The organism is Flavitalea flava (assembly GCF_054461575.1).
This window is the reverse complement of record NZ_JBTLQH010000050.1, coordinates 25436-46788: the sequence shown is the minus strand read 5'-3', so window position 1 is coordinate 46788 and position 21353 is coordinate 25436. Positions and strand designations below refer to the sequence as shown.

The 21353-nt window shown below is 44.3% G+C and carries 16 protein-coding genes; 5 read left to right on the top strand and 11 right to left on the bottom strand.

Annotated features, from left to right (window positions below; genetic code table 11):
- The first annotated feature begins 513 nt into the window (after positions 1–513).
- The gene (locus ACX0G9_RS27320; protein WP_459068154.1) at positions 514–1896 is read left to right on the top strand and encodes an exonuclease domain-containing protein; all 1383 of its coding nucleotides are present in this window, start codon (positions 514–516) and stop codon (positions 1894–1896) included.
- A gap of 59 nt (positions 1897–1955) precedes the next feature.
- Positions 1956–2468, top strand: coding sequence for a hypothetical protein (locus ACX0G9_RS27315; RefSeq protein WP_459068153.1), 513 nt, complete (start codon positions 1956–1958; stop codon positions 2466–2468).
- Here ACX0G9_RS27315 and aat read toward each other — a convergent pair.
- From aat to ACX0G9_RS27300, 3 genes are read right to left on the bottom strand one after another with little or no spacing between them, the layout of a single operon-like run.
- On the bottom strand, positions 2449–3093 hold the full coding sequence (gene aat, locus ACX0G9_RS27310; protein WP_459068152.1) for a leucyl/phenylalanyl-tRNA--protein transferase: 645 nt from the start codon (positions 3091–3093) through the stop codon (positions 2449–2451). The genes ACX0G9_RS27315 and aat overlap by 20 nt on opposite strands.
- A 21-nt stretch (positions 3094–3114) precedes the next feature.
- Positions 3115–3423, bottom strand: a complete 309-nt coding sequence (locus ACX0G9_RS27305; RefSeq protein ID WP_459068151.1) for an ATP-dependent Clp protease adaptor ClpS — start codon at positions 3421–3423, stop codon at positions 3115–3117.
- A gap of 60 nt (positions 3424–3483) precedes the next feature.
- Positions 3484–6216, bottom strand: coding sequence for an AsmA family protein (locus ACX0G9_RS27300; protein ID WP_459068150.1), 2733 nt, complete (start codon positions 6214–6216; stop codon positions 3484–3486).
- A gap of 95 nt (positions 6217–6311) precedes the next feature.
- On the opposite strand from ACX0G9_RS27300, the gene ACX0G9_RS27295 reads away from it, so the two are divergent.
- The 3 genes from ACX0G9_RS27295 to ACX0G9_RS27285 all read left to right on the top strand — a co-directional run bounded on the left by ACX0G9_RS27295 (position 6312) and on the right by ACX0G9_RS27285 (position 8049).
- Complete coding sequence (locus tag ACX0G9_RS27295; protein WP_459068149.1) at positions 6312–6980, top strand: TrmH family RNA methyltransferase; 669 nt, start codon at positions 6312–6314, stop codon at positions 6978–6980.
- Positions 6981–7030: 50 nt separating this feature from the next.
- Complete coding sequence (locus ACX0G9_RS27290; protein ID WP_459068148.1) at positions 7031–7546, top strand: TlpA disulfide reductase family protein; 516 nt, start codon at positions 7031–7033, stop codon at positions 7544–7546.
- Between the two features lie 89 nt (positions 7547–7635).
- Complete coding sequence (locus ACX0G9_RS27285) at positions 7636–8049, top strand: DUF7336 domain-containing protein (RefSeq protein ID WP_459068147.1); 414 nt, start codon at positions 7636–7638, stop codon at positions 8047–8049.
- A gap of 28 nt (positions 8050–8077) precedes the next feature.
- On the opposite strand, the gene ACX0G9_RS27280 is transcribed toward ACX0G9_RS27285, so the two are convergent.
- The 8 genes from ACX0G9_RS27280 to ACX0G9_RS27245 all read right to left on the bottom strand — a co-directional run bounded on the left by ACX0G9_RS27280 (position 8078) and on the right by ACX0G9_RS27245 (position 21194).
- Positions 8078–9046 (bottom strand): YihY/virulence factor BrkB family protein, encoded by a 969-nt coding sequence (locus ACX0G9_RS27280; protein ID WP_459068146.1) that lies wholly within the window; start codon positions 9044–9046, stop codon positions 8078–8080.
- Positions 9047–9071: 25 nt separating this feature from the next.
- Positions 9072–10130 carry an endolytic transglycosylase MltG gene (mltG, locus tag ACX0G9_RS27275; protein ID WP_459068145.1) on the bottom strand — a complete coding sequence of 353 codons (1059 nt, stop codon included), beginning with the start codon at positions 10128–10130 and terminating at the stop codon, positions 9072–9074.
- A gap of 111 nt (positions 10131–10241) precedes the next feature.
- The gene (secG, locus tag ACX0G9_RS27270; protein WP_459068144.1) at positions 10242–10583 is read right to left on the bottom strand and encodes a preprotein translocase subunit SecG; all 342 of its coding nucleotides are present in this window, start codon (positions 10581–10583) and stop codon (positions 10242–10244) included.
- Between the two features lies 1 nt (position 10584).
- Positions 10585–11874 (bottom strand): hypothetical protein, encoded by a 1290-nt coding sequence (locus ACX0G9_RS27265; RefSeq protein ID WP_459068143.1) that lies wholly within the window; start codon positions 11872–11874, stop codon positions 10585–10587.
- Positions 11875–11897: 23 nt separating this feature from the next.
- On the bottom strand, positions 11898–12431 hold the full coding sequence (locus ACX0G9_RS27260) for an LptE family protein (RefSeq protein ID WP_459068142.1): 534 nt from the start codon (positions 12429–12431) through the stop codon (positions 11898–11900).
- Positions 12432–12479: 48 nt separating this feature from the next.
- Complete coding sequence (locus ACX0G9_RS27255) at positions 12480–13730, bottom strand: sigma-54 interaction domain-containing protein (protein ID WP_459068141.1); 1251 nt, start codon at positions 13728–13730, stop codon at positions 12480–12482.
- 78 nt (positions 13731–13808) lie between these two features.
- Positions 13809–15251, bottom strand: a complete 1443-nt coding sequence (miaB, locus tag ACX0G9_RS27250; RefSeq protein ID WP_459068140.1) for a tRNA (N6-isopentenyl adenosine(37)-C2)-methylthiotransferase MiaB — start codon at positions 15249–15251, stop codon at positions 13809–13811.
- A 78-nt stretch (positions 15252–15329) separates the two neighbouring features.
- A complete protein-coding gene (locus tag ACX0G9_RS27245; RefSeq protein WP_459068139.1) occupies positions 15330–21194 on the bottom strand; it encodes an alpha-2-macroglobulin family protein in 5865 nt (1954 codons plus the stop codon).
- Positions 21195–21353 lie beyond the last annotated feature (159 nt).

Below are 21353 nucleotides of genomic sequence, written 5' to 3'. Positions count from 1 at the left end.
GCCAATTATAAACGGTTTGTGCATACTGATACCATACCTGCCACTGGCTAAACTAGGATCTGGTAAACAAGTAGGCACAGGATGGACCAAAGTCCATCGGCCGAAGGCCAATTATAAACGGTTTGTGCATACTGATACCATACCTGCCACTGGCTAAACTAGGATCTGGTAAACAAGTAGGCAAACGCCATAATAGCGCAGAAGTAAAGGAAAGCAGTAACAAAGGTCAGAATGATGCTACTGTCTTTTTCTTTTGTCTTAGCCTGAATAGGGTGCATTTTTTCCATGCGGATTTGGATTTTATGGGTTAATTAATTACAGGGAACGGAAAAGTTATATATGTTTTTCGCTGTGGAGACTCAGAAAACCGGTCTTTCAGCAAAAGCTTTATGATGGGCCCATGGCAGCGGGACCGTTGGTCCATCATACGTTTTCGGGTGGGTAGGGATTGCTTGTGATAACCGATCTTTCTTTTACCTTTATAGCTTAACAGCTCATGGAGGTCTTCGAAAAATGTACGCGATAGTAGATATAGAAACTACCGGTGGTTATGCAGCAAATAACGCAATAACAGAAGTCGCTATTGTGTTACACGATGGAAACCGGGAAGTCAAGCGGTATGAGACCCTGATAAATCCAGGTATGACCATCCCACGTTATGTACAGGCCCTGACCGGGATCAATGACGAAATGGTCGCAGATGCCCCTTATTTTGAAGAAATTGCCCAATTTTTATATGAATGGCTGGAAGGTGCTGTTTTCGTGGCGCATAACGTAAATTTTGACTATTCCTTCCTTAAACACCAGCTGAAAGCATGCGGCCTGGAGTTGAATTGCAAGAAACTTTGTACAGTTAGGCTAAGCCGAAAGGTCTTTCCGGGAGCTATAAGTTACAGCCTGGGTAATATTTGTGATCACCTGGGAATTTCCATTCCTAACCGGCATCGGGCCGGAGGGGATGCTGACGCTACCGTTCTTTTATTCGAAAGAATTCTGCAGTCCGGGGGCCAGCAACATATTCAGGCCATGCTGAAAGGAAAAAGCAGGGAACAATACCTTCCTGTAAACCTGGCTGCGGAGCAGGTTGACCGGCTACCGGACAGACCAGGGGTCTATTATTTCCATGATGTAAAAGGGAAGGTCATCTATGTGGGGAAAGCAAAAAATCTTAGAAAGAGAGTCGGCAGCCATTTTTCCAATAACAAACCTGGACGTCAGAAACAGGATTTCCTGAAGAATATTCATTCCATTTCGCACGAGACTACCGGAACCGAATTGATGGCCTTCCTGCTCGAATGTATCGAGATCAGGCGTTTATGGCCCTTATATAACAGGAGTCTTAAACGTTTCGAACAGACCTATGGGCTATATGTTTTTGAAGACAGAAATGGTTATTCCCGTCTGGTGCTTGAAAAAAGAAAACGGCAATTAAAGCCGGTCTATACTTTTTCCTTATTGATGGAAGGCCAAACGCTGTTATGGAAACTGATCCGTGAATGGAAGCTTTGTCCTAAACTATGTTTCATACAGACGGACGATGGTCCCTGTGAAGGGATCCGGGAAAAGATTTGTCAAGGGGCCTGTGACCAAAAGGAATCGACCTCCGAGTACAACCAACGAGTGGAAGCTGCGGTAGGATTTCTGATAAAAAGCCTTCCCAGTTTTACCTTGCTGGATGAAGGCAGACATCCGGAGGAAAAAAGCTGTATACTGGTTGAAAATGGTAAAATCTATGGAATGGGGTATTTACCTGCGGACGCTTCCATTCCGGATCCCGGAGAATTAAAGAACTTTCTTACGCCCTATCCGGAAAATGATTATATGCGCGGACTGGTATATCAGCATGCAGAAAAATGGCCCTGGAAAAAAACAGATCTGGGGATAATAAACGGATAAAATTTAACATCTTTGCATCCTGGAAAAGTGCCCTTATTTATTACCATTACCCTTTAGTCATGTTTAGAATTGTCGCTTTGATCCTGTTTTTCGTTACTTCCCTTTCTTTTTTTGCCTGTCATTCTTCCTCTACCGGTAACACCGGAGAAAAGGACAGCCTTATCCAAAAGGCCGCCAGGGAATTCGATGTCAGGCGCGCACCTGAAGACAGAAAAGAGCCGAAAAAAGAAGCCGTTGTTGAATATAAGGAGAAAATGAAAAGCGATCTGAATGATCACGAATTCTCGGTTCATTTGTTTGAAACGGGGAAAACCAATTACTACCGGGTAAAAATGCAATCCGGTACCCTGATAGGAGAGGATACGGTAAAATTACCCGATCTGGGTACTGAGCCAAGACCCGTTCTTCAAAAGGGAAAGGACAGGTATTCCTGTATTATTGGGTTTATGGATAATGAAGACAGCTTTCGGGAATATAAACTGGTGTATGTAAAAGGAGAAGGCGATGCACTCAGTATAAAAACATTAAAGCATTATCGGGTTTCTTCGCATTTCAGATTAGAGACCCAATAAGTAAGACAAAATCCTCTCTTGGTATCATTCTCGCACCAAGACTTTCGAGATGCTCTGTATAGACCTGACAATCAATCATGGCAACCCCTTCCGATTGTAACAATTGCGTATATTGAATAAATGCGAATTTACTGGCATTGCTGATCCTGCTGAACATGCTTTCGCCAAAAAACACTTTTCCCATCCTTATACCATAAAGTCCTCCCACCAGTTCTCCATTCAACCAGGTTTCCGCGCTATGTGCATGACCTTCCCGATGCAGGCAGGTATAGGCCTCTTTTACTTCGTCGGTGATCCAGGTACTTTCCTGTCCTCTGCGGGAAATGGTTTTACAATTGGCAATGACTTCGCTGAAAGCCTTATTGGTCGTAAATTCAAAGGTATTCCTGCGGGCCAGTTGGCGCATGCTTTTGCTTTCTTTTAATTCTTCCGGGAACAGGACAAAACGGGGATCGGGGGACCACCATAATATATGGCGGCCTTCATACCAGGGAAAAATTCCACTTCGGTAGGCAAGCAATAAACGATCTGTGGAAAGATCTCCTCCAATAGCCAACAGACCGTCCGGTTCAGACAAATGAACAGGGGGGAAGATCATTTCGTTGTTTAAGGCGAATAAAGACATAGAGTTTGGCGGTGTTTGAAGTTAACCCGCCATTACCTCGATGGTCGCACCGATACCACGATCGGTAATCGCATCACAAATGGGTTTTAGAACCTCATAACTTCCGCGTTTGACTGAATATTTACCTTTGGAATGAATGATCATAGCGCATTGCTCTGCCTGCTCAACCGTTTGCCCGCATACTTCCATCAGGGTTTCTATGACCCATTCGAAGGTATTTACCTCATCATTCCATACGATCAGGCTGAAGGGATCATCGCTGTCCGTAAGCACTTCTGTGTCTACCTCCTCGATGGCTATCGTTTTTGGATCATGCAAAAAATAGGGCATGTTTGCGTTCTTTTTACAAAATTACGTTTTTCGGCAAGCCTTACAAGGATGAGCTGATTTTTATTCCGCTTTCTTTTTATTGAAAAGACCCTTCAGGAGCCCTTTTCCGGCCTCTTCGGCCTTCTTTTTAGGGTCATCCGGGCCTGTTGTCTGTGTCCCGGCTGTTGTGTCCTTTTTGCCCAGGAGCTGATTTTTCAACTCATTTCCCGCATTTTGAAGAGCTTGTTTACCAACGGCTTTTGCCGTATCACGAAGCTGTTGTTTGGCGCTGTCCACTCTGGCCTGAACCAGGCTGACAGCTTGTTGTTTGAGACTGCCTGTAGTACTGCTCAAAGCCTCTTTCATGTCCGTTTTAAATAGGGGATTGGTCATGGTCCCTCCGATTTTTACAGGCAGGTCTATTTTGTCGTTGAGTTTTACGGGTATTCCTTTTGCTCCAGCCTGCGCTACCACATTATTTACCAGGTTGTTTGCCTGGCCACCCAGCAAACTTCTCGGCAATTTCAGATCGATAGCATAATCCAACGATTGATCGAAACCGTGAGAACCGCCGATCTCCATATCGATGTCCTGTACCTTTATATGGAAAGGGTCGATTATTACTTTACCATTACGAAAGGAAAATGTGGTTTTGACATCTTTCAGGGATAATTCTTTTAATTGGTCCAGATGGAGGATTTGTGCCAGTTTATCTGTCGGTGCAAAATTCTTTAAGGCTCCGGCAGCCAGGAGCATATTTCCATCACCATTTAACGAATTGAGATCGGGAGAATTATTTTCTCCCATAAAACCGCTCATAGTAAGCTGGGAACTGAATTTTCCAGCTATGAATTTCCCGGCCGGCATCAGCTTCTGTACGGTGGTGAAGGCGTAAAAAGTTTTTTGCACATCCAGGTTTTTTACGTCATATCGGAATGCTAATGCCGGATTTTTTTTGCTGACTTTGGTCGAATAGAGTCCATTGATCATCATGTCGCCATCCAGGGCCTGTGCCTTGATATTGTCGAGTTTAACCGTTTCGTCAGCGATCTTCATACTACCGGATAAATTTTGCATATCCAGATTGTTATAATGTAGTTTATCGATGACCACATTCACAACGAAACTGATATTGTCCGGTACGGCGAAGGGCGGTGCAGATCTGGCTCCAGCAGCTGTTCCTGGAGCTGAAACGGATTTACCTACGGTGCTATCCTTGGGCATAGAACCCATTTGGTCGTTCAGATCCACCTGATCTGCTTTTACCGTGAGGGCACCATCCAGCGGCTTGTTCTTAAGCATATAGGATAACAGGTTATTCAAGGTGCCATTGGCAGTAAAATGGGTTTTGCCGTATGATCCTTTCAGATCGGTAAGCGTAATATTTTTAGGATTAGCTGTCATTAGCAGGTTGTCCAGGATGATTCCGGATGGATAAGCCGTTGAGGCCCAGGAAAAATTCGTAAGGCCGATGGTTCCACCGGCCTGAAAATTTTCATCTGGCTTTGCCGACCCGCTTTTTAACTTTTCAATGGATGATAAATTGCCTTTCAGATTCATATCTGCATTCAGTAACCCACTTAACCGGGTTCCTGCCTCCAATTTTATGAACTGTGCCAGCTTGGCGAGGTCGAGCTTTCCTTTAGCCCCTGCATCGATATAAGGATCACTTACCGGGGTCTTAACAAACAAACGGAAATCAAAGGGAGCCTCTTCCATTTCAAGGTGGCCTTGAGGAATATCCAGGACCGTATGGTCCGTTATCCCGTCAGGATTATCTGCCTTCAGCTTTATATTTATATTCCTGACCGGCTTGGGCAGGTCAGGATATTGAAAGGTTCCGTCCTTTACTTCCAAATCGATATGGTAGGCAGGAATATGCCTGCTGTCGTAAGTACCTTTTACGAAGCCATTCAGGCTTGCCTGACCGCTGGTTCGGATACTGGCAAAGTCTTTTCGGTAGATGGAGGGTATCAGGGATAAAATACTTTTAAAATCGAGCGATGGGCCGTTAAACCTGATATCTATATTATAGGAACTGTCATTGACAATCTGGAAAAATCCCTCTGTATGGAGTTTCAGGTCATTTAAAGCCAGGTTATCGACTTTAAAGGTATACTTGCCGGCCTTGTTATCCACCTGAAAATCGGCAACCACATTCGTATTGGTGTGAACGAGGTAGGGAATGGCCCCATAGCTAAAGCTTAAGGACTCAGTACTCGTTCTGGTTTTCAGGGTAAACAGGTCGGAGGTGAAATCTCCGCTGCCGGAATGGTTGAGACCGCTGATTTCACTGCTCATATCGGCAGTTTCATCTTTATAATAAATATAACCGTCTGTTATGGCATAAGCCTGCAGATCCATTTTAAAGGGCTTGGCGGAGGCCGGAATTGCAGGATCTTTGGCCGTGGAATCAGGGAGAGTGATCGCCCAGTTGGGATGCCCGTTCTTATGGACGAGCGCATGAATGCGGGGTTGATCGATCTTGATGGAGTGGATCTTTATTTCATCTCCTGAAATAACACTCATAAGATTGAGGGCTACGTCAATCCGTTTGGCAGCGATCAGGGTGTCTTCTGCAAATTCTGAGATTCCGGTGATCCGGAGGCTGTCCAGGGCAACAGCCAGCCTGGGAAAGTTCCGGAAAAGAGAAATATCTACTTCTGAGAAATCCACATGAGCGGCGATGCTCTTATTAATCTGGGTTTTTATGAGGTTGGTGATCTTTGCCTTGAAAAGAAAGGGAGCGGCAAAGGCAAAACCGATCAGTACGAGCAGGATAATGCCTGCGATTTTAAGGGTTTTTTTGATCATGGTCAGTCAGGATATTAGAAGACAGGTTTGGAATAGTGCAAATATGCAAAAAATCTTTCTTTATTTTTACTCTTTATTTTCTTTATTTACCAAATATGACGCCGGAAAGAAAGGACAGAATCACCCAGGTTTTAGACAAGCGGCAGGATAATATCGTTATTGTGCTGGAAAATGTATTCGATCCGCACAATATTTCAGCCGTAATGCGGACCTGCGATGCTATAGGCGTCCAGGATATTTATATTTTGAATACCAGGATCCCTGTACACAAAAAATGGGGTGCGAAAAGCAGCAGCAGCGCGGCCCAATGGCTGAGCATCCATCAGTATACGAATGCCGGGCAATGTTTTGCCGATCTACGAAAAAAAGTTGACCATATCTATACCACTCATCTTAGCAGTGACGCCGTTTCTTTGTACGATATGGATCTGACTGGCAGGATTGCCCTGGTATTCGGCAATGAACATTCGGGAGTCAGTGAGGAGATCGGAGCTTTATCCGATGGCAATTTTATTATTCCGCAGGTCGGGATCATTAAATCCCTGAATATTTCCGTTGCCTGTGCTGTCAGCCTCTATGAGGCTTTCCGTCAAAAAACGCTGGCAGGCCATTATGCTCAACGTGGGTTGCCGGAGGATAATTATCAGGCCCTGCTCAAAGAGTGGAGCCGGGGGCAGTTAGAAACGGAGGAATTTGTTTTCAGGCCCATCTTTCCCCAGCAGGATGGAGTCAAACAAACCACCCAACCGAAGGAGGGTAAATAAGCCGGTAAATAGAGTCGCAATCCCGTTAAGGCATACAAAGAATATTGTCTATGTATCAGGTTAATTTTATTGTTCGGAAGGTCTTTGCTCTGATTTGGCTGGCTTTATTTTTGTCCGCTTTTCCTGCCGGCGCGCAGGTTCAGGAGATAAAAAAATGGAAAGTATCAGAATTGGAGACCTATATTAAGGATTGCGATCACCCCCTTATTATCAATTTCTGGGCAACCTATTGTACGCCCTGCATAACGGAAATCCCTTATTTCCAAAATGCCGTGGCGCAATATAAGTACGAGGAGGTGGAATTATTGCTGGTGAGCCTGGATCCTCCGGGCTACAATCCATCGCGGATCGCAGATTTCGCCAAAAAGAAACAGTTTATTTCCCGGATTATTTGGCTGAATGAAAAGAATGCTGCTAATTCCCTCCCAAAGATCGATTCGGGTTGGTCGGGAGGCCTCCCTTCTTCGCTCTTTATCAATAATAAGGCGAATTATCGCCGTTTTTACGACCGTCAATTGACGGAATTGCAGGTAGCGCCGGCAGTTAGGCTTATGATTGGCCACTAACAGTTATCAACAAATTAAATTTTGACCGGATTGAGGTATTGGATTTTAATCCGAATAAATAGTTTGCGTGCTTAAACTAATAAGCACAAATGGAATTAAAAAAAGTATATATAGTACATCCGGAAAAGTGCCATTGTTCATATAGTATAGATGTGGATGGTGTTTTTAGCACCAGGGAAAAGGCGGAAGCCTATATGCGCCGGTATCCGGAAATGCCTCATGAGCTTTTTATTCAGGAATTAGTAGTTGATCCTGAATATCTTTCCTTCCCGGACAAATCTCCTTATATAGTAAGGTTTCGGGAAAATGGAGAGGTGCGTTCAGTCGAAAAGGTTAATGTTCCTGAATTTGAAATAAGAGCGTTGAATGAAGATGTATATGAGTTTTTAAAAATGACAGACATTTATGTTTTTGCTAAAAATGAAGAACAGGCTATTCAAAGAGGACTTGAAATAAAAAAAGAGATGATGGAAAATGGGGTATGGGCAGAATCGGATGATTAATTTACATTTTTTATAGGCATTGTGATCCTTACACCAGCCCTTCCAATTTGTTTTTATCGGACATAGCCTTAATATGGTGAATGCTGACATTCAATTCATAACCGATCAATAAGATAAGGGAATTGTAATAGATCATCAGCATCAGGATCATAATGGTTCCGATCGAGCCATAGACTTTATTGTAGGTGGCAAAATTATTAACCCAATAAGAAAAAACGAAGGTGGTCAATATTGTTAGAAAAGTCGCCAGAAGAGTACCGGGAGAAAAAAGCTTCCATCGTTTGTGCACGGAAGGTCCATATTTATAGATATAGGCGATGGCAATATAGAACAGCGGGACGATCACCACCCAACGCAGGGTTCTGAAAAGCCCCCTCGCAGAACGATTATTGATATGCAGCCATTTTAACAGCGACCGGAGCAGTTCTGCCTGGGTGACCAGGAGAATGACCGATCCTATAACCATAAACAGAACCAGGCTGGTTAATTTGATCGCCATCCAACGGGTTTGAATTGGGTTCCGGTTGTTATTATACATATTGGTATGTAAGACCAATGATTTATTGAACGAACGCATGATGCCCATCATGGCATTGGAAGAATAAAAAAGCGTCAGTAAAAAACCAAAGGATAGCAAACCTACCCTGGGTTTGTCGAGGAAATCTTCCAGGAACTGGCTGACGAGAACAAAGGTATTCTGATTGGGGGTGATATCCCGGGTGATCAGCAATAACTGGTGTTTGATTTGCTGGGCGATCGGTAAATAGGGAATGAGGGTACAAATAAAAATGGTTGCTGCCGGGATGGCGGTCAGGAAACTAAAGGCAATGGCGCCAGCCCGGTCATTCAATCCCACCTTTTTTACCTGGTTGATAAAAAAAACAATGATCTCGTATAACGGCGTTCCCTGAAAACCTGGCAAAATGATCTTTTTGCTTTTTGCTTCCAGGAAACGGAAGAAAGTACTATTATAAATTTTCCTTTCAATTTTGGTCATTACGGGGATTACTGTAGTTGATCAATCACTTTGCCTTTTCCAGCGAATCGGCTTTTTTAAGGGTATCGGCTCTTATAGCCATTTGCTCATCCAATGCCTTCTGATATTCTTTGGCAAATTCCAGATGTTCTTTATAGGTGACCGCAAAATTCGAATAGCCTAAAAGATCGGGTTTTGCCACAAAATACAAATATTCGGTCTTCGGTGCTTCCAGTACGGCCTCCAGGGTTTGTTTGGATGGGGTACAAATGGGACCGGGGGGCAGGCCGGAATTGATATACGTATTATAAGGCGATTCAACCTGCAGATATTTTTTATAAATCCTCTTTAATTCAAAATTCCGAAGAGCGAATTTTATCGTTGGATCGGCTCCAAGCCGCATGCCTTTGGCCATTCTGTTCAGGTAAACGCTGGCAATTTTTGCTTTATCGCTTTTTGCCCTGGTTTCTTCTTCCACAATAGAAGCCAGGATATAGGCGGTAGCCGGGGTTAGCCCCTTGGTTTGTGCCTGTTGCCTTCGTTCGGGAGTCCACCAGGCATTATATTCGGTAAACATTTTTCTAAAGATAGCAGAAGGAGGGGTATTCCAGAAATAAGTATAGGTATCGGGGAAGACGATGGTCATTACGGTATTGGAATCCACTCCAAAAGGGGCCAGAGAATCTTTATTGGAGATAAATGAAAAAAAATCCGAGGAATCCGATTCGAACCTTTTTCCAAGTAGTGAAGCCAAATTCTCCCGGGTCCGTAGTTTGGTAATGACCAGGTGAACGGGAGACTGTCTTCCGTTACGAAGCATTCTAACCAGGGTTAGCAGGCTCATGTCCTTTTTGATCTCATATTTACCTGCTTTGATATTTTGAGGATAATCCATTCTTGCTGCCAGCCATTTGAAAAAGGAGGGGCTTTTCAGCACGGTATCTTTATCTAAAAGATCAAGAACCTGTTCATAATTCATGCCTGTCCGGATATACAGGTTGTATTTATCCTCACTAAATGTAGTTGCCGGGCCCAGGAAACGCCAGGCTGAAAAAACCAATACAAAAAAGAGGAGGGTGGTTATTATTAAAACGGGTCGCTTCATAGGTATTAACGATTGATGCTCAAAATAAATAAAAAAGTTCCGTCTTAGAAAGAAAAAACCCTGCCAGTTTATACAGGCAGGGCGGAAATATGTTAAATGGAATTTTTCTCACTAGTGCTTCTGAGAAGCCGGAGCCGGGGCCTGATTTTCTGGCGCTGGCTGGCTAGTAGCGGGAGCGGTAGTTGTAGCATTGATCTTCTCAGGAACCCTGCGGCTACTGACAGCATTCTTTGGAACGAATACCGCGGAAAATAAACATAATAACCCTACGACTGCTGCCAATACCCAAGTTCCTTTTTCCAGGACATCGGTCGTTTGTTTGACGCCCATTAACTGATTGCTAAACCCACCTACATTACCGGCCAGACCGCCTCCCTTAGGATTTTGGACAAGAATGATCAATCCGAGGAACACACAAGCCAGGATAATCAAAAGCACGAAAAACAGCGTCATATCAAAATGTTTTTAATTGTTCGATTTTGGATGCAAAATAAGCGCTTTTCCCGGGATTGAGCAAACTTAATTTCCGGTAAACTTCTATGGCTTTATCCTTCATCCCCTGTTTGGACAGCACTTCGGCCATAGTTTCGGTTACGACCTCTTTTCCTTCAATGGAATGGGCTGCAATGGCCTGGATCTTACTCTCTGCCGCAATATCCGGTATGATCTCCGCATTTTTCTGCGGAAGGCGCCTCATGACCTTCAGCCAATCGGTAAAACTTTTCACCTGTTTGCCCAGCCGGTCGCTGGGATTCTCATCCAGCCTCAGTTTGATTCCCTGGGAAGCGAAGTAATCGATCGTATGAAACGATTCGAAAACCAGCGGGGAGTCAATAGGGGGATCAATGATAGGAGAAAGTGTGAAATTGAAGGCCTTGGGAGCCTGGGGAATTTCGCCTCCTGAAGGTTTGTTTTCCTGCTGCGTAACTACAGATTCCTGCTTATATTCGGTAACGGTTTCAGGCCCGGGCCCTGACGCAGGTTCGGTATGAGGTTCATCAGCTTTACCCCCGGTTATGACTTCCTCCAGGAAAAAAACTGGTTCCTCTAAGGAAGACCCGGATTTTTCAAAAGAATTGGGGGATTCCTCCGACATTACGGGATATTCCTGATCAGGTTCTTTTTCATTGGATTTTTCTTCATCAAGTTTCTCAACAAGTTCTTTATTAAGATTCTCATCAAGATTCTCAACAAGTTCTTCATCAGCATTTTTTCCGTCCAAGCCCGAATCTTCGGTCTCGGGAAAGGACTGGCTTTGTTCTGGTAATTCTTCTGCTTTTTCATCCTCGTTAAAGGAATGTTCAGCAACAGACTCGTCCTCCTTCATGACTTCAGGTTCACGGATCTCATTGGCCTGTTCAAGAGCGGTCCCTACAATTCCATTGGAGGTTTCCTGCATTTCCGCTTCTGCAACTTCTTCCTTTGCTACTTTTTCTTCCTGAACTTTTTCTTCCTGCGCTACTTTAAATACGGGTAAGGAAGGTGGCAGTACAGTGGCTGGCCGGGGTTGGGTGGCCGGCTGATTTTGCAATAACCAATGCAGCCAGAAAGGGTTGGAGAAGTATAAATTCGTTTTTAACGTCTCTTCCTGAAAGGTGACAGCTTTTTCGGCCCCCAGTTTTTGGGATAGCAGGTAACGGGCAACACCGAAAGAAGGATATTCTTCGATTAAATTCTCCAGACGCTCCCGGGGAACTTCTTCCAGCGTGTCAGCCTGGAAAAGATGTTTTAAAAGTTGCTGCATGGGTTGGGTCTTTACGTTTATTTCTACCAGTTGGAGAAAAGCTTGTTAAAAATTTCGTCCGTCAAATTAGTGAGCATTTCCGGTAATTTGGATGCCTCCCCTTCATTTATGGTCTGGCTGGCTGGAAAATCGACATTTCTTGTCACATCGGCTTCAAAATCTGCCGGCGCAACCGTTTTGCCGGTTGGATCCAGGTGGTTTTTGAAAACCAGGTGTACCGTGATACTCAGACGGTTACTGGAAGCTTGTTGTTGGGAAATACCCGAGGTCGTGAAATTATAATCCGTTATCGTACCGCTGACATCATAATCCGCATCGCTGGTCTGAACCTGGGTCAGCTTGGATGCCTGCTGATTGATCTTTTGCCTTAGCTTGTCATTTAATTGAGGAGCCAACTGTGGGTTAATCAATCTCGCCCGGTTTTCAATATAGGCAATATGTATGGTCTTTACCTGGGACGGGATGGAAACATCTTTAAAGGAATAGATCTTACAGGAAGAACCCGCAAGACAAATAAAGAAAAGAAGAGAGCCTGCAAGCGTTTTAGTGTACATCATGATTTATTTTATCTCGCCTGATATTCGTTTAGTTATTCATTCGTTTAGTTATTCATTGATATCATATTCCTTTAATTTCCTGTATAAGGTCCTTTCACTGATGCCCAGATCGGAAGAAGCATCCTTTCTTTTGCCCTTGTGTTTTTTCAGGGCTTTGATGATCAGCTCTTTTTCCTTATCCATAATGTTCAGGGATTCTTCCACCTCTTCATGCAGATGAATGTCCTCATTATTATTACTGTTATTATGGATCATCACCGGTTGGGCGGAAGAAATATTCGCCGGTTGAAAACTTTCTACCGGTTTCAGCTCTTTCAGGTCATTGATCAACGCGGCATGCTGGGTTGATGCCAGGGAAGGGTTCTGTAAAATCTCTACAAACATTTTTTTCAATTCCGTCACATCTTTCTTCATATCAAAAAAGAGCTTATACAGAATCTCCCTTTCATTCGCAAACTCGTGACTTCCGTTGGAAGATCCTCCATTTTGGTGCATCACCATGGGCAGCCTGTTTCCGGATGTCTCCGGAATAAACCTGCGCAACCCGGATGCGGCAACCTGTTTATCTTCCGATAGAACGGATATCTGTTCTGCAATATTCTTCAATTCCCTTACATTCCCCGGCCAGGGGTAATTAATTAACAGATTTTTCGCCTCTTCGTCCAATTGTACCGGAGCCGCTTTATACCGCTCTGCAAAATCCACCGCGAATTTCCGGAAAAGAAGCGGAATGTCTTCTTTGCGGTCCCTCAGAGAGGGGACACGTATCGGTACTGTACTCAACCTGTAATAAAGATCTTCCCTGAATCTTCCTTTTTCGGTAAGTTCAAGCAGATCTTTATTGGTTGCCGCAATCACCCGAACATCCGTTTTTTGAACCTTGGAGGATCCTACACGGATGTATTCCCCGGCTTCCAGTACGCGTAAAAGTCTTGCCTGAGTACCTAATGGAAGTTCCCCGATTTCATCCAGGAAAATAGTGCCACCGTTCACTGTTTCGAAATATCCTTTCCTGAAATCTACCGCTCCCGTGAAAGATCCTTTTTCATGACCAAAAAGCTCTGAATCGATAGTTCCTTCAGGGATGGCTCCGCAGTTCACTGCAATAAAAGGATTGTGTTTATGTGCCGATAAGGCGTGAATGATCTGGGAAAAGACCTCTTTACCAACACCGCTTTCTCCGAAAATCAATACGGTAAGATCGGTATTCGCTACCTGGATAGCAACCTGTAAAGCGAAATTCAAGGCCGGCGAGTTGCCTATAATGCCAAAACGATTTTTGATTGATTGTATTTCCATACCTCAGTTGCTATTAGTTTACTACTTGAATCTGCTAATGAACCGTTCTATTTGCCTGATTAAAAAAGTCCTTTCGGTTTATCTGATCTTTCCCATGAGTGTCCCACCGGTGCAACCCACTATTTCTACCCAAACATAATCTCCTTTTTGATGAGCGGAATCAGTCTTCGGAAACACAACTACTTTATTCTGACTGTTTCGTCCTCTCCATTCACCCTTGCTTTTTTTGGAGTCTCCCTCAATAAGGATCAGGAATGATTTTCCGACGTCTTTTTTATGACTTTCCAGTGATAATTGCCTTTGTTTCTTTACGATCTCATCAAGTCTTCTTTTTTTGACAGCTTCGGGAATGTCATCCTGGTAACGGCGTGCAGCCAGCGTTCCCGGTCTTTCGCTGTAAAAATACATATATGCAAAGTCATATCCTGCGGCCTGCATCAGATCCAGCGTAAATTGATGGTCTTCTTCGGTTTCGGTACAGAATCCCGCAATGATATCCGCGCTGATGCCACATCCGGGCAATATTTCCATAATCCTGCTCACCTTTGCCAGGTACCATTCCCTCGTATAAGTCCGGTTCATCAGTTGCAGTATCCGGTTACTTCCGCTCTGAACCGGCAAGTGAATGTATTTGCAGATATTCTCATATCTGGCCATGGTATGCAAAACCTCATCGGTAATGTCCTTGGGGTGGGAAGTGGAAAATCTGACCCTTAACAGGGGATCGATGAGCGCTACTTTTTCCAGTAGTTTGGCAAAAGTAACGACTCCTTCCTGCCCTGATCCGGAGGGCGATACAATGTTTTCGTCTACCCAATGATAGCTATCCACATTTTGCCCAAGTAAGGTTACCTCTTTATAACCATTGCTGAAAAGCTCTTCGCATTCCCTGATAATTGAACCGGCATCACGGCTTCTTTCCCTTCCCCTGGTAAAAGGTACCACACAGAAAGAGCACATATTATTGCATCCCCGCATAATACTGACAAAAGCGCTCACTCCGTCGCTGTCCAGCCGGATCGGAGAAATATCGGCATAAGTTTCTTCCCGGCTTAAAAGGACATTTACACCTTTCTGCCCGGATTCAGCCTCTTCGATCAAACCGGGTAAAGTCCGGTAGGCGTCGGGACCCACTACCATATCTACCAGTTTTTCTTCCTCCAATAGCTTGCTTTTAAGCCTTTCGGCCATACAACCTAAAACCCCGATCAGCATGCCTGGTTTGCTCTTTTTGGCCTGTCGGAAAATATGAAGACGCTGGCGGACCGTTTGCTCTGCTTTTTCCCGTATCGAACAGGTATTTAAAAAGATCAGGTCAGCTTCTTCAAACTGCCGTGTAGCTCCGAATCCATGTTGGTTTAGAATAGAAGCAACAATTTCACTATCGGCAAAGTTCATAGCACAGCCATAACTTTCTATATAGAATTTTTTCTGATATTCATTGGTTTTCAGGATGATAGGACCATAAGCCTCCCCCTGACGTTCTTCGGCATGTATCCTGGTACTTATAGTTTCAGGCATCAGTTATCTCCAATTTTAGGGAGCGAAGATACGTAGAAAATAGATTTGATGTGACAAGTTGGCAGAGCAATCAAATAATCAGAAAATATTCACCGCCTTCATTCCTTCCCTCCCATAAAATACAGGGAAATACATCATTTCTGCTTTGGCAGGGTTCAATCCGTAGCGCCCTGTATACCTGGGTGACAGAGAAATGCTGAAGGTATGGGTTCCTTTTTCCAGGGTCTGGCAGAAAATACTCACTTTATCCTTAAAATATTCCCGGTGGACTTCATGGTTAGAATAAGACTGTTCTTTTTCCTTGTAAGAACAGCCGGCCGGAATCGGAATTTCAATCATAACATATTCCGCGTCTCCTTTAACCTCCACTACTACTTTTAATAAAACCGGCTCACCGGCTTTTATTTGGGCCACAACCTGGCCATTCCTTTCAAAAAAAGAACGAACGGCAAAGGCTCCGGTGGTTTTTTCCGGGATGGCATTCCAATATTGTCTGTAGGCGGAAAAGTAAAGCGGTAAACTTCCTTTTTTATGAATAACCAGGCTGTCCCCGGGTTTTATCCGTGTTGAATAAGGGAAGACGGTAACTGGCCTTCCGTCATTGATGAATAGCGAAACTGGCAAAACGGGACCTGCGGACGATTGGCCGGAAGAGGCTGTATTCATCAGATCGGGCAGGATGGCCTCCAGGATCAGGCAGGATTCATAGGTATTCCTCCAATGACCATCCCTTCTTTTCTCCAGGAAATAGTTACGGGCTTTTTTTAATACGTCCTCATGTCCCCCCTCATTTTTCAGGAGCCGGTACATCAGCAAGGTATTCTGGAAGGCATTATCAAAAAATTGCAGATTGTCTTCTCCCCAATACCAGTTTCCCAAGATAGTAACCTGCTTTTTCAGCAGAAAGGTATCCAACGAAATCGATAACCCTGCGGCCTGTTTCAGTTCCAGTAATCTTAGCTTTTCATATAATGTTTTGGGTGGGATCTTTTTTTCAATGGTATCCATATATTTTTTATAATCGACAGCTGCATGGATTTCCTGTAATAATCGCAGACAGTCTAATTTCCCGGTTCTTTGCTGGTTTTCCATTTCAAAGACCAGGTAATCACGAAGGGCATGTTTGTTGAAATTTATCACAAATCCTGCTTTTTCCGCTGCCAGTAAAGCTTCGGAGGCATGAAGGGAAATCCAAAGGGAAGGGCCATTATTATTCCACCAACCCCATAAACCATCAGGGCCTTTAGCCCGGTTTAATTTATTAATAAGATCTTTGATGGTTTTATCCTCCTTAAAATATTTTCCCAGGAAATGAACCAATTTTTTCTTTTCCAGCAGGGCCCTTAGTTTAGAAGCGATCTGTTCATTGCAGAGATATTCGTACTTATTTATTCTTTCCATTTCATCCAGCAGGGCAGGAAATACAGAGGCTTCTGCATAAACCGAAATATTTTCCCTCCCGGTTTCCGAACCCGGAAAGAAGGCATTCCCGGATATTACCAGGCTGGTGTCGTTTTCCAAGGCCGAAAAAAAGCCCTTTGTTTCCTTCACTCCTGCTTTATAGATAGGCAGGGTCCTTTCTTCTCCGTCAAAATAGCCGTCTTTTTTTAAGAGGGTATATTTTATTTTCAAAGAATCTGCATTCCCTGGTCTTAGGGCAAAAGTGTCGAGATGAGCATTTCGTATAAATACCGGAGAACTGACCGGGTTACCGTCATCTACGGAAAATATTCTATCTACAGTCAGGGAATCCGGTGCGTAATTGAGAATCTTCCCGATCATATTAGCGGAATCTCCGGCTACAAGGAATACAGGGGCAGCAATGGTAGCACTTAATGTTTTGAATGATTTAACAGTGCCTTCTGCAAACCCTGTTTGTTGTTTATCGGTTATGGCCAGTGCAAAAGTTCTCCAATTGGTGATATCATCCGGGAAGGTGACGGAAAAGGTGGCAATCCCATTTTCGTCCGTCCGTAAACGGGGTTGCCAGAAAGCATCATCCCGGAAATGATGCCGGAGCATATGACCGGCAGCGGGAGCGTTTTCCGTAAGATCATTTTTAGCACTACCGGCCTTTTTTGTCGTCACCAGGATCACTCCGCCTGCTGCATTTTGTCCATAGATGGCCGTTGCTTCTTCGGCCTTCAATACCCTGATTTCAGCGATACCGGAAGGATCCAGTTGGCTGATATCTCCGGAATAGGGAATTCCGTCCAGGATGATCAGGGGAGGAGGGAGAGAAGAAAAGGAGGACATCCCCCTTATTTGGATTCCTGCTGCTTTTCCCATGAGCAGGTTTCCTTCGAATGATGGGGCGGAAGATAATACGGAGCCTGTCAGGTTCATTCTCCTGCTGATCCCAAATCCCGTAACTACTACATCTTGTAAAGCCATGGATGCAGGATGCAAGGTTATTTCATAATCCTCTCCGTCCAGGATTCGTTTTTCAATACTTTCATAACCAACATACGCAAATTTTAGTTTTCCCTTTTCAGGTACCCGTAGCCAAAAATAGCCCCTGGCATCCGTACTGACGCCAAGACGGGTTCCTTTGATTAGTACAGATACTCCTGAGAGCGGTAAGCCTGAGGGATCCTTCACTCTGCCGGATACCATTCGCCGAAAGGTCAAACTATCCAGGAAACGATCGCTAAAGGATTGTTTAACGGGATCAAGGTCAGGATCGGATACAGGCATTTTCCATCGTCCATCCTGATTATTCAGCAAATTGACTATTCGTAGGCTCAAACTATCTTTGTGGTGAATGGGGAGGTTATCCAACTGAAAATAATTCAGGCCATCCGGTAAAATACGGATACTGTCCCGGATCAGGTATTCGTTTCCTTTCATTAGGACCAACAATCGGTAATATCCTGGCCGCAAATAACCAAGGCTACGATCGATCCCCTTATTTACCTGGATAAAATCAGGATTATCATAGCGGAATAAAAAACTGCTTTTAATAAAGGGAAGCTCCATTTGTCCTAACCTTCCTATGCTGATCTGTAAGGCGCCGTTGGCATATTTCTCCATTTTTTCGTTTTGAAAAAGGTCGGTATATGCACAGCGGTCATCCAGATAATCCTGCCATAAACTATCTACTTCTTTGGATGTCAATACCCAATCATGAAAATTGTAATCAGGCGTCTGTCCGTTAAGTTTGGAGGAGAAAAGGTATGGGGTAAAGGGATCTCTTTGTTTGACCAATCCGGGAGCAAGGAGAAAACGATAATTACCTTCCGGTTCAAAGGATTGTTCAAATTCATTTTTGACATGCAGGGTAGCGGATTGTCCGGTAAAAGGCCCTGCCAATATGGGAAAACTAAAATGACCTCCCGTCCACTGGTGAGGATTAAGCAACACGATCCTGTTATTCTGGGAGATGCTGGCAAAATTTTCTCCGAAATTATTTTCCACCAGGATCATATATCGTTTCCAAAGATTCTTTTCGGCATTGGTAAGAGAATCCGGTAATTTCTTAAGGTAAATTGCTTTATTGGAGGTATCTGCATTGATACAGATAAAGGTTTTCATCCCTTCAATGGCCATCAGGCTATCCAGAAAAATCATCCGGTCGTTCGTTCGCAGGCGCAAAGCGTGTTTACCGGGTTGAACATAAAAACTATACCGGGAAAGTTGTTGTGCCTGGCTAAAAAAAACGGGTATTTCATCGATATATACCTGGTGGACTGGCAAGAGCTCCCCCCGGAAGCTGACGAAGGGAGCGATTTGCGTGAGTCGGTCACGGGCGGGCTCCCTATTGATATAGACGGATGCCGGATGCAGAAACTTATAGTATTCCAGCGTATCCAAGCCCATTTCCAAGCTCCATTTTTTCCAATTCAACAAAGAAGTATAGTTTCTTTCTTTTTTTTCTTCCCCTTGAAAATCGGGAAAATATTTTCTTCCTGGAAAGGTCCTGCCCAGATAAGGCATCCGGGAGGATCTAGTATTTTCAAACTTTGCGGTATAGGAATAAGCAGTCAGATCTGCATTGGCAACGGGTTTTCCGTCGGCATTCTTTACGGCAATGCCGATGTTGGTGGTTTGGCCGGGGTAAACAAAAGAGGGTTCCCGGATATCTATCTGGAGCAATTTATCCCGGAAAGGCACGGTATAATCTTGTTGCTTTATCTTTCCTGACCAGGCATATTGCAGGGAAATAAAATAGTTCTTCCTCGTAATAGAAGGAGCATGATAGCTCAACCAATTGTTATAACCGCGGGAAATTTTCTTATTTCCTGCAAAAATGGTATACCAGAAATACAGATGATTGGGATTGACTGATTCGATGCTTACCGAATCCCTGGTCCGGTTTGCCACACAGGTAACCTCCTGGCCTTTGACGGTAAGGTCAAATTCCCCATGCAGGCTGTCGGGAAGAGTAATAAGTCGATAAGAGCCTGCATAAGGATTTATACGGAATCTTAAGGGTAAAGTAACAGCCCTTTTTTCTATCGAATCTCCATTGGTTGTGCAACTGGTTAAGATGGCCATGACAGACCGGGAGGTATTTAGGACCCGGTAGTCGATAAACAGACTATCCAGGTGTGGCTGAAAAAAAATTTTTCCGGTATCCGCAGCATATCTCCGAAGGAATGTTTGGTTTCTTCGCTCATTATTACCGTTCAATAGAATACACTCGATCCGGTATTGGAACGATACCGAAGGGAAAATACTATCGGGAATTGTGATCTTGGTTTCTCCGACAGGGTCGAGGGCTTGAGACCAGGACCAGAGTGTATCTTTTAGAAATGCTTCTGAAATTACTGACCGATCGATCTGGCCGGTTGAGCGAACATAGAGTTGAATTCTTCCATCCGCAAGCGGCAGTTCGTTTTCATCGGTTGCTTTTAAATAGATGGCCTGAGGATTTCCCGGACTATTTTCCTCCTTATCTGTTCTGGCATTGAACCGCATCGACTGCAAGACATACTCCTCAAAAGTAAAATTTCCCCGTGCCGTCACCTTTCTTTTTGCCGCGTATTCGTCTTTATCAAGGTCCCCTTCATAAGCCGGCAGGTTATACCGGCTGCTGCCCGTTTCTTCCAGGGTCAGGAGATAATCTTCGTCGAGGTCAAGGTGCAGGCTATCGGTCAGCACAAAAGAAAAGGTATAACCACCAGCCCGGTAAGGCCGGACCAGACCGATGACGGAATCTATGGAGAGGTTGCGGTCGCTGATCCTTAGCAATAAGGGGCGATTGATGGGTTGTTTTCTCCGGTTAAGGATAAACGCTTTTCCCTGTACTGTATCGCCGGGTTTATATTTTGGTTTGTTAAAGACCATAAACGAATAAAAGCGGGACTCATAGGGGGTACCATATTTAAAGGAAGCATGGTGTTCGTTTCGGGTGAACAGGTGTCTGACCGGCGTGATCAAATAAGTTAGCGGGAAAAAATACAATGCTCCCCGATAGCTCACTTTGACCAAGCCTCCCTTTCTGCGTTTGTCAAGGCGATAGGTCCTTGTAGCCGTATCAAAGGAAATCCGGCTATGGTTGATCATTGCCTCTGCATCCGGGATCGGTATTCCTTGCCGGGACCGGAGTGCAAAGGTCAGGCCATGACCATTAGGGAGGAGGTCAAGCTGCAGATCGCCGATAGTCCGAAGTGTGGAAGAGAGATGGCTGCCAACCGCGCTGACAAACAAATAATTTCCTGGTGGAAGTTGAACATCCTCCGTTGGAGAGTGATATTTGTTTTGCTCCTCCCGGATTGAACCGACCCCTGTTTGGAAGGAATCGACCAGGGTATGTAAATAACTTTCCCCCCATTTTTCCATGTCCGATTGGAACAGGGTAATCGCTTCCCGCTGCGAAATTCGATAGATATACGTAAACTCGCTATGATGGATACTTCCGGAAAGGTTTTGCTGACCAAGGGCAGAAAGGGCAGAAAGGGCGGAAAAAGATAGCAGGATAAACAGCAATCGAATACTCATACAGCATGTTTTACGGTAGATGCATCAAAGGCTCAAATTACATATTTGTCTGTCGGCTATTTCCCTTCCCGTCCCTTCCCGGAAAAAAAAGCAGGGGCCCGTTAGGGAAATAAACAGGGAGTGGGTGCGATATTTCTTTTGATCCCGGTTTTGGCTTGA

Bases quoted from the DNA above. Each gene is read 5' to 3' on its own strand.
- ACX0G9_RS27290 (WP_459068148.1), top strand. From the start codon at position 7,031: ATGTATCAGGTTAATTTTATTGTTCGGAAGGTCTTTGCTCTGATTTGG.
- secG (WP_459068144.1), bottom strand. From the start codon at position 10,583: ATGACGCTGTTTTTCGTGCTTTTGATTATCCTGGCTTGTGTGTTCCTC.
- mltG (WP_459068145.1), bottom strand. From the start codon at position 10,130: ATGAAGCGACCCGTTTTAATAATAACCACCCTCCTCTTTTTTGTATTG.
- ACX0G9_RS27285 (WP_459068147.1), top strand. From the start codon at position 7,636: ATGGAATTAAAAAAAGTATATATAGTACATCCGGAAAAGTGCCATTGT.
- miaB (WP_459068140.1), bottom strand. From the start codon at position 15,251: ATGCCTGAAACTATAAGTACCAGGATACATGCCGAAGAACGTCAGGGG.
- ACX0G9_RS27280 (WP_459068146.1), bottom strand. From the start codon at position 9,046: ATGACCAAAATTGAAAGGAAAATTTATAATAGTACTTTCTTCCGTTTC.
- ACX0G9_RS27320 (WP_459068154.1), top strand. From the start codon at position 514: ATGTACGCGATAGTAGATATAGAAACTACCGGTGGTTATGCAGCAAAT.
- ACX0G9_RS27315 (WP_459068153.1), top strand. From the start codon at position 1,956: ATGTTTAGAATTGTCGCTTTGATCCTGTTTTTCGTTACTTCCCTTTCT.
- ACX0G9_RS27265 (WP_459068143.1), bottom strand. From the start codon at position 11,874: ATGCAGCAACTTTTAAAACATCTTTTCCAGGCTGACACGCTGGAAGAA.
- ACX0G9_RS27255 (WP_459068141.1), bottom strand. From the start codon at position 13,730: ATGGAAATACAATCAATCAAAAATCGTTTTGGCATTATAGGCAACTCG.
- ACX0G9_RS27305 (WP_459068151.1), bottom strand. From the start codon at position 3,423: ATGCCCTATTTTTTGCATGATCCAAAAACGATAGCCATCGAGGAGGTA.
- ACX0G9_RS27295 (WP_459068149.1), top strand. From the start codon at position 6,312: ATGACGCCGGAAAGAAAGGACAGAATCACCCAGGTTTTAGACAAGCGG.
- ACX0G9_RS27245 (WP_459068139.1), bottom strand. From the start codon at position 21,194: ATGAGTATTCGATTGCTGTTTATCCTGCTATCTTTTTCCGCCCTTTCT.
- ACX0G9_RS27260 (WP_459068142.1), bottom strand. From the start codon at position 12,431: ATGATGTACACTAAAACGCTTGCAGGCTCTCTTCTTTTCTTTATTTGT.
- aat (WP_459068152.1), bottom strand. From the start codon at position 3,093: ATGTCTTTATTCGCCTTAAACAACGAAATGATCTTCCCCCCTGTTCAT.
- ACX0G9_RS27300 (WP_459068150.1), bottom strand. From the start codon at position 6,216: ATGATCAAAAAAACCCTTAAAATCGCAGGCATTATCCTGCTCGTACTG.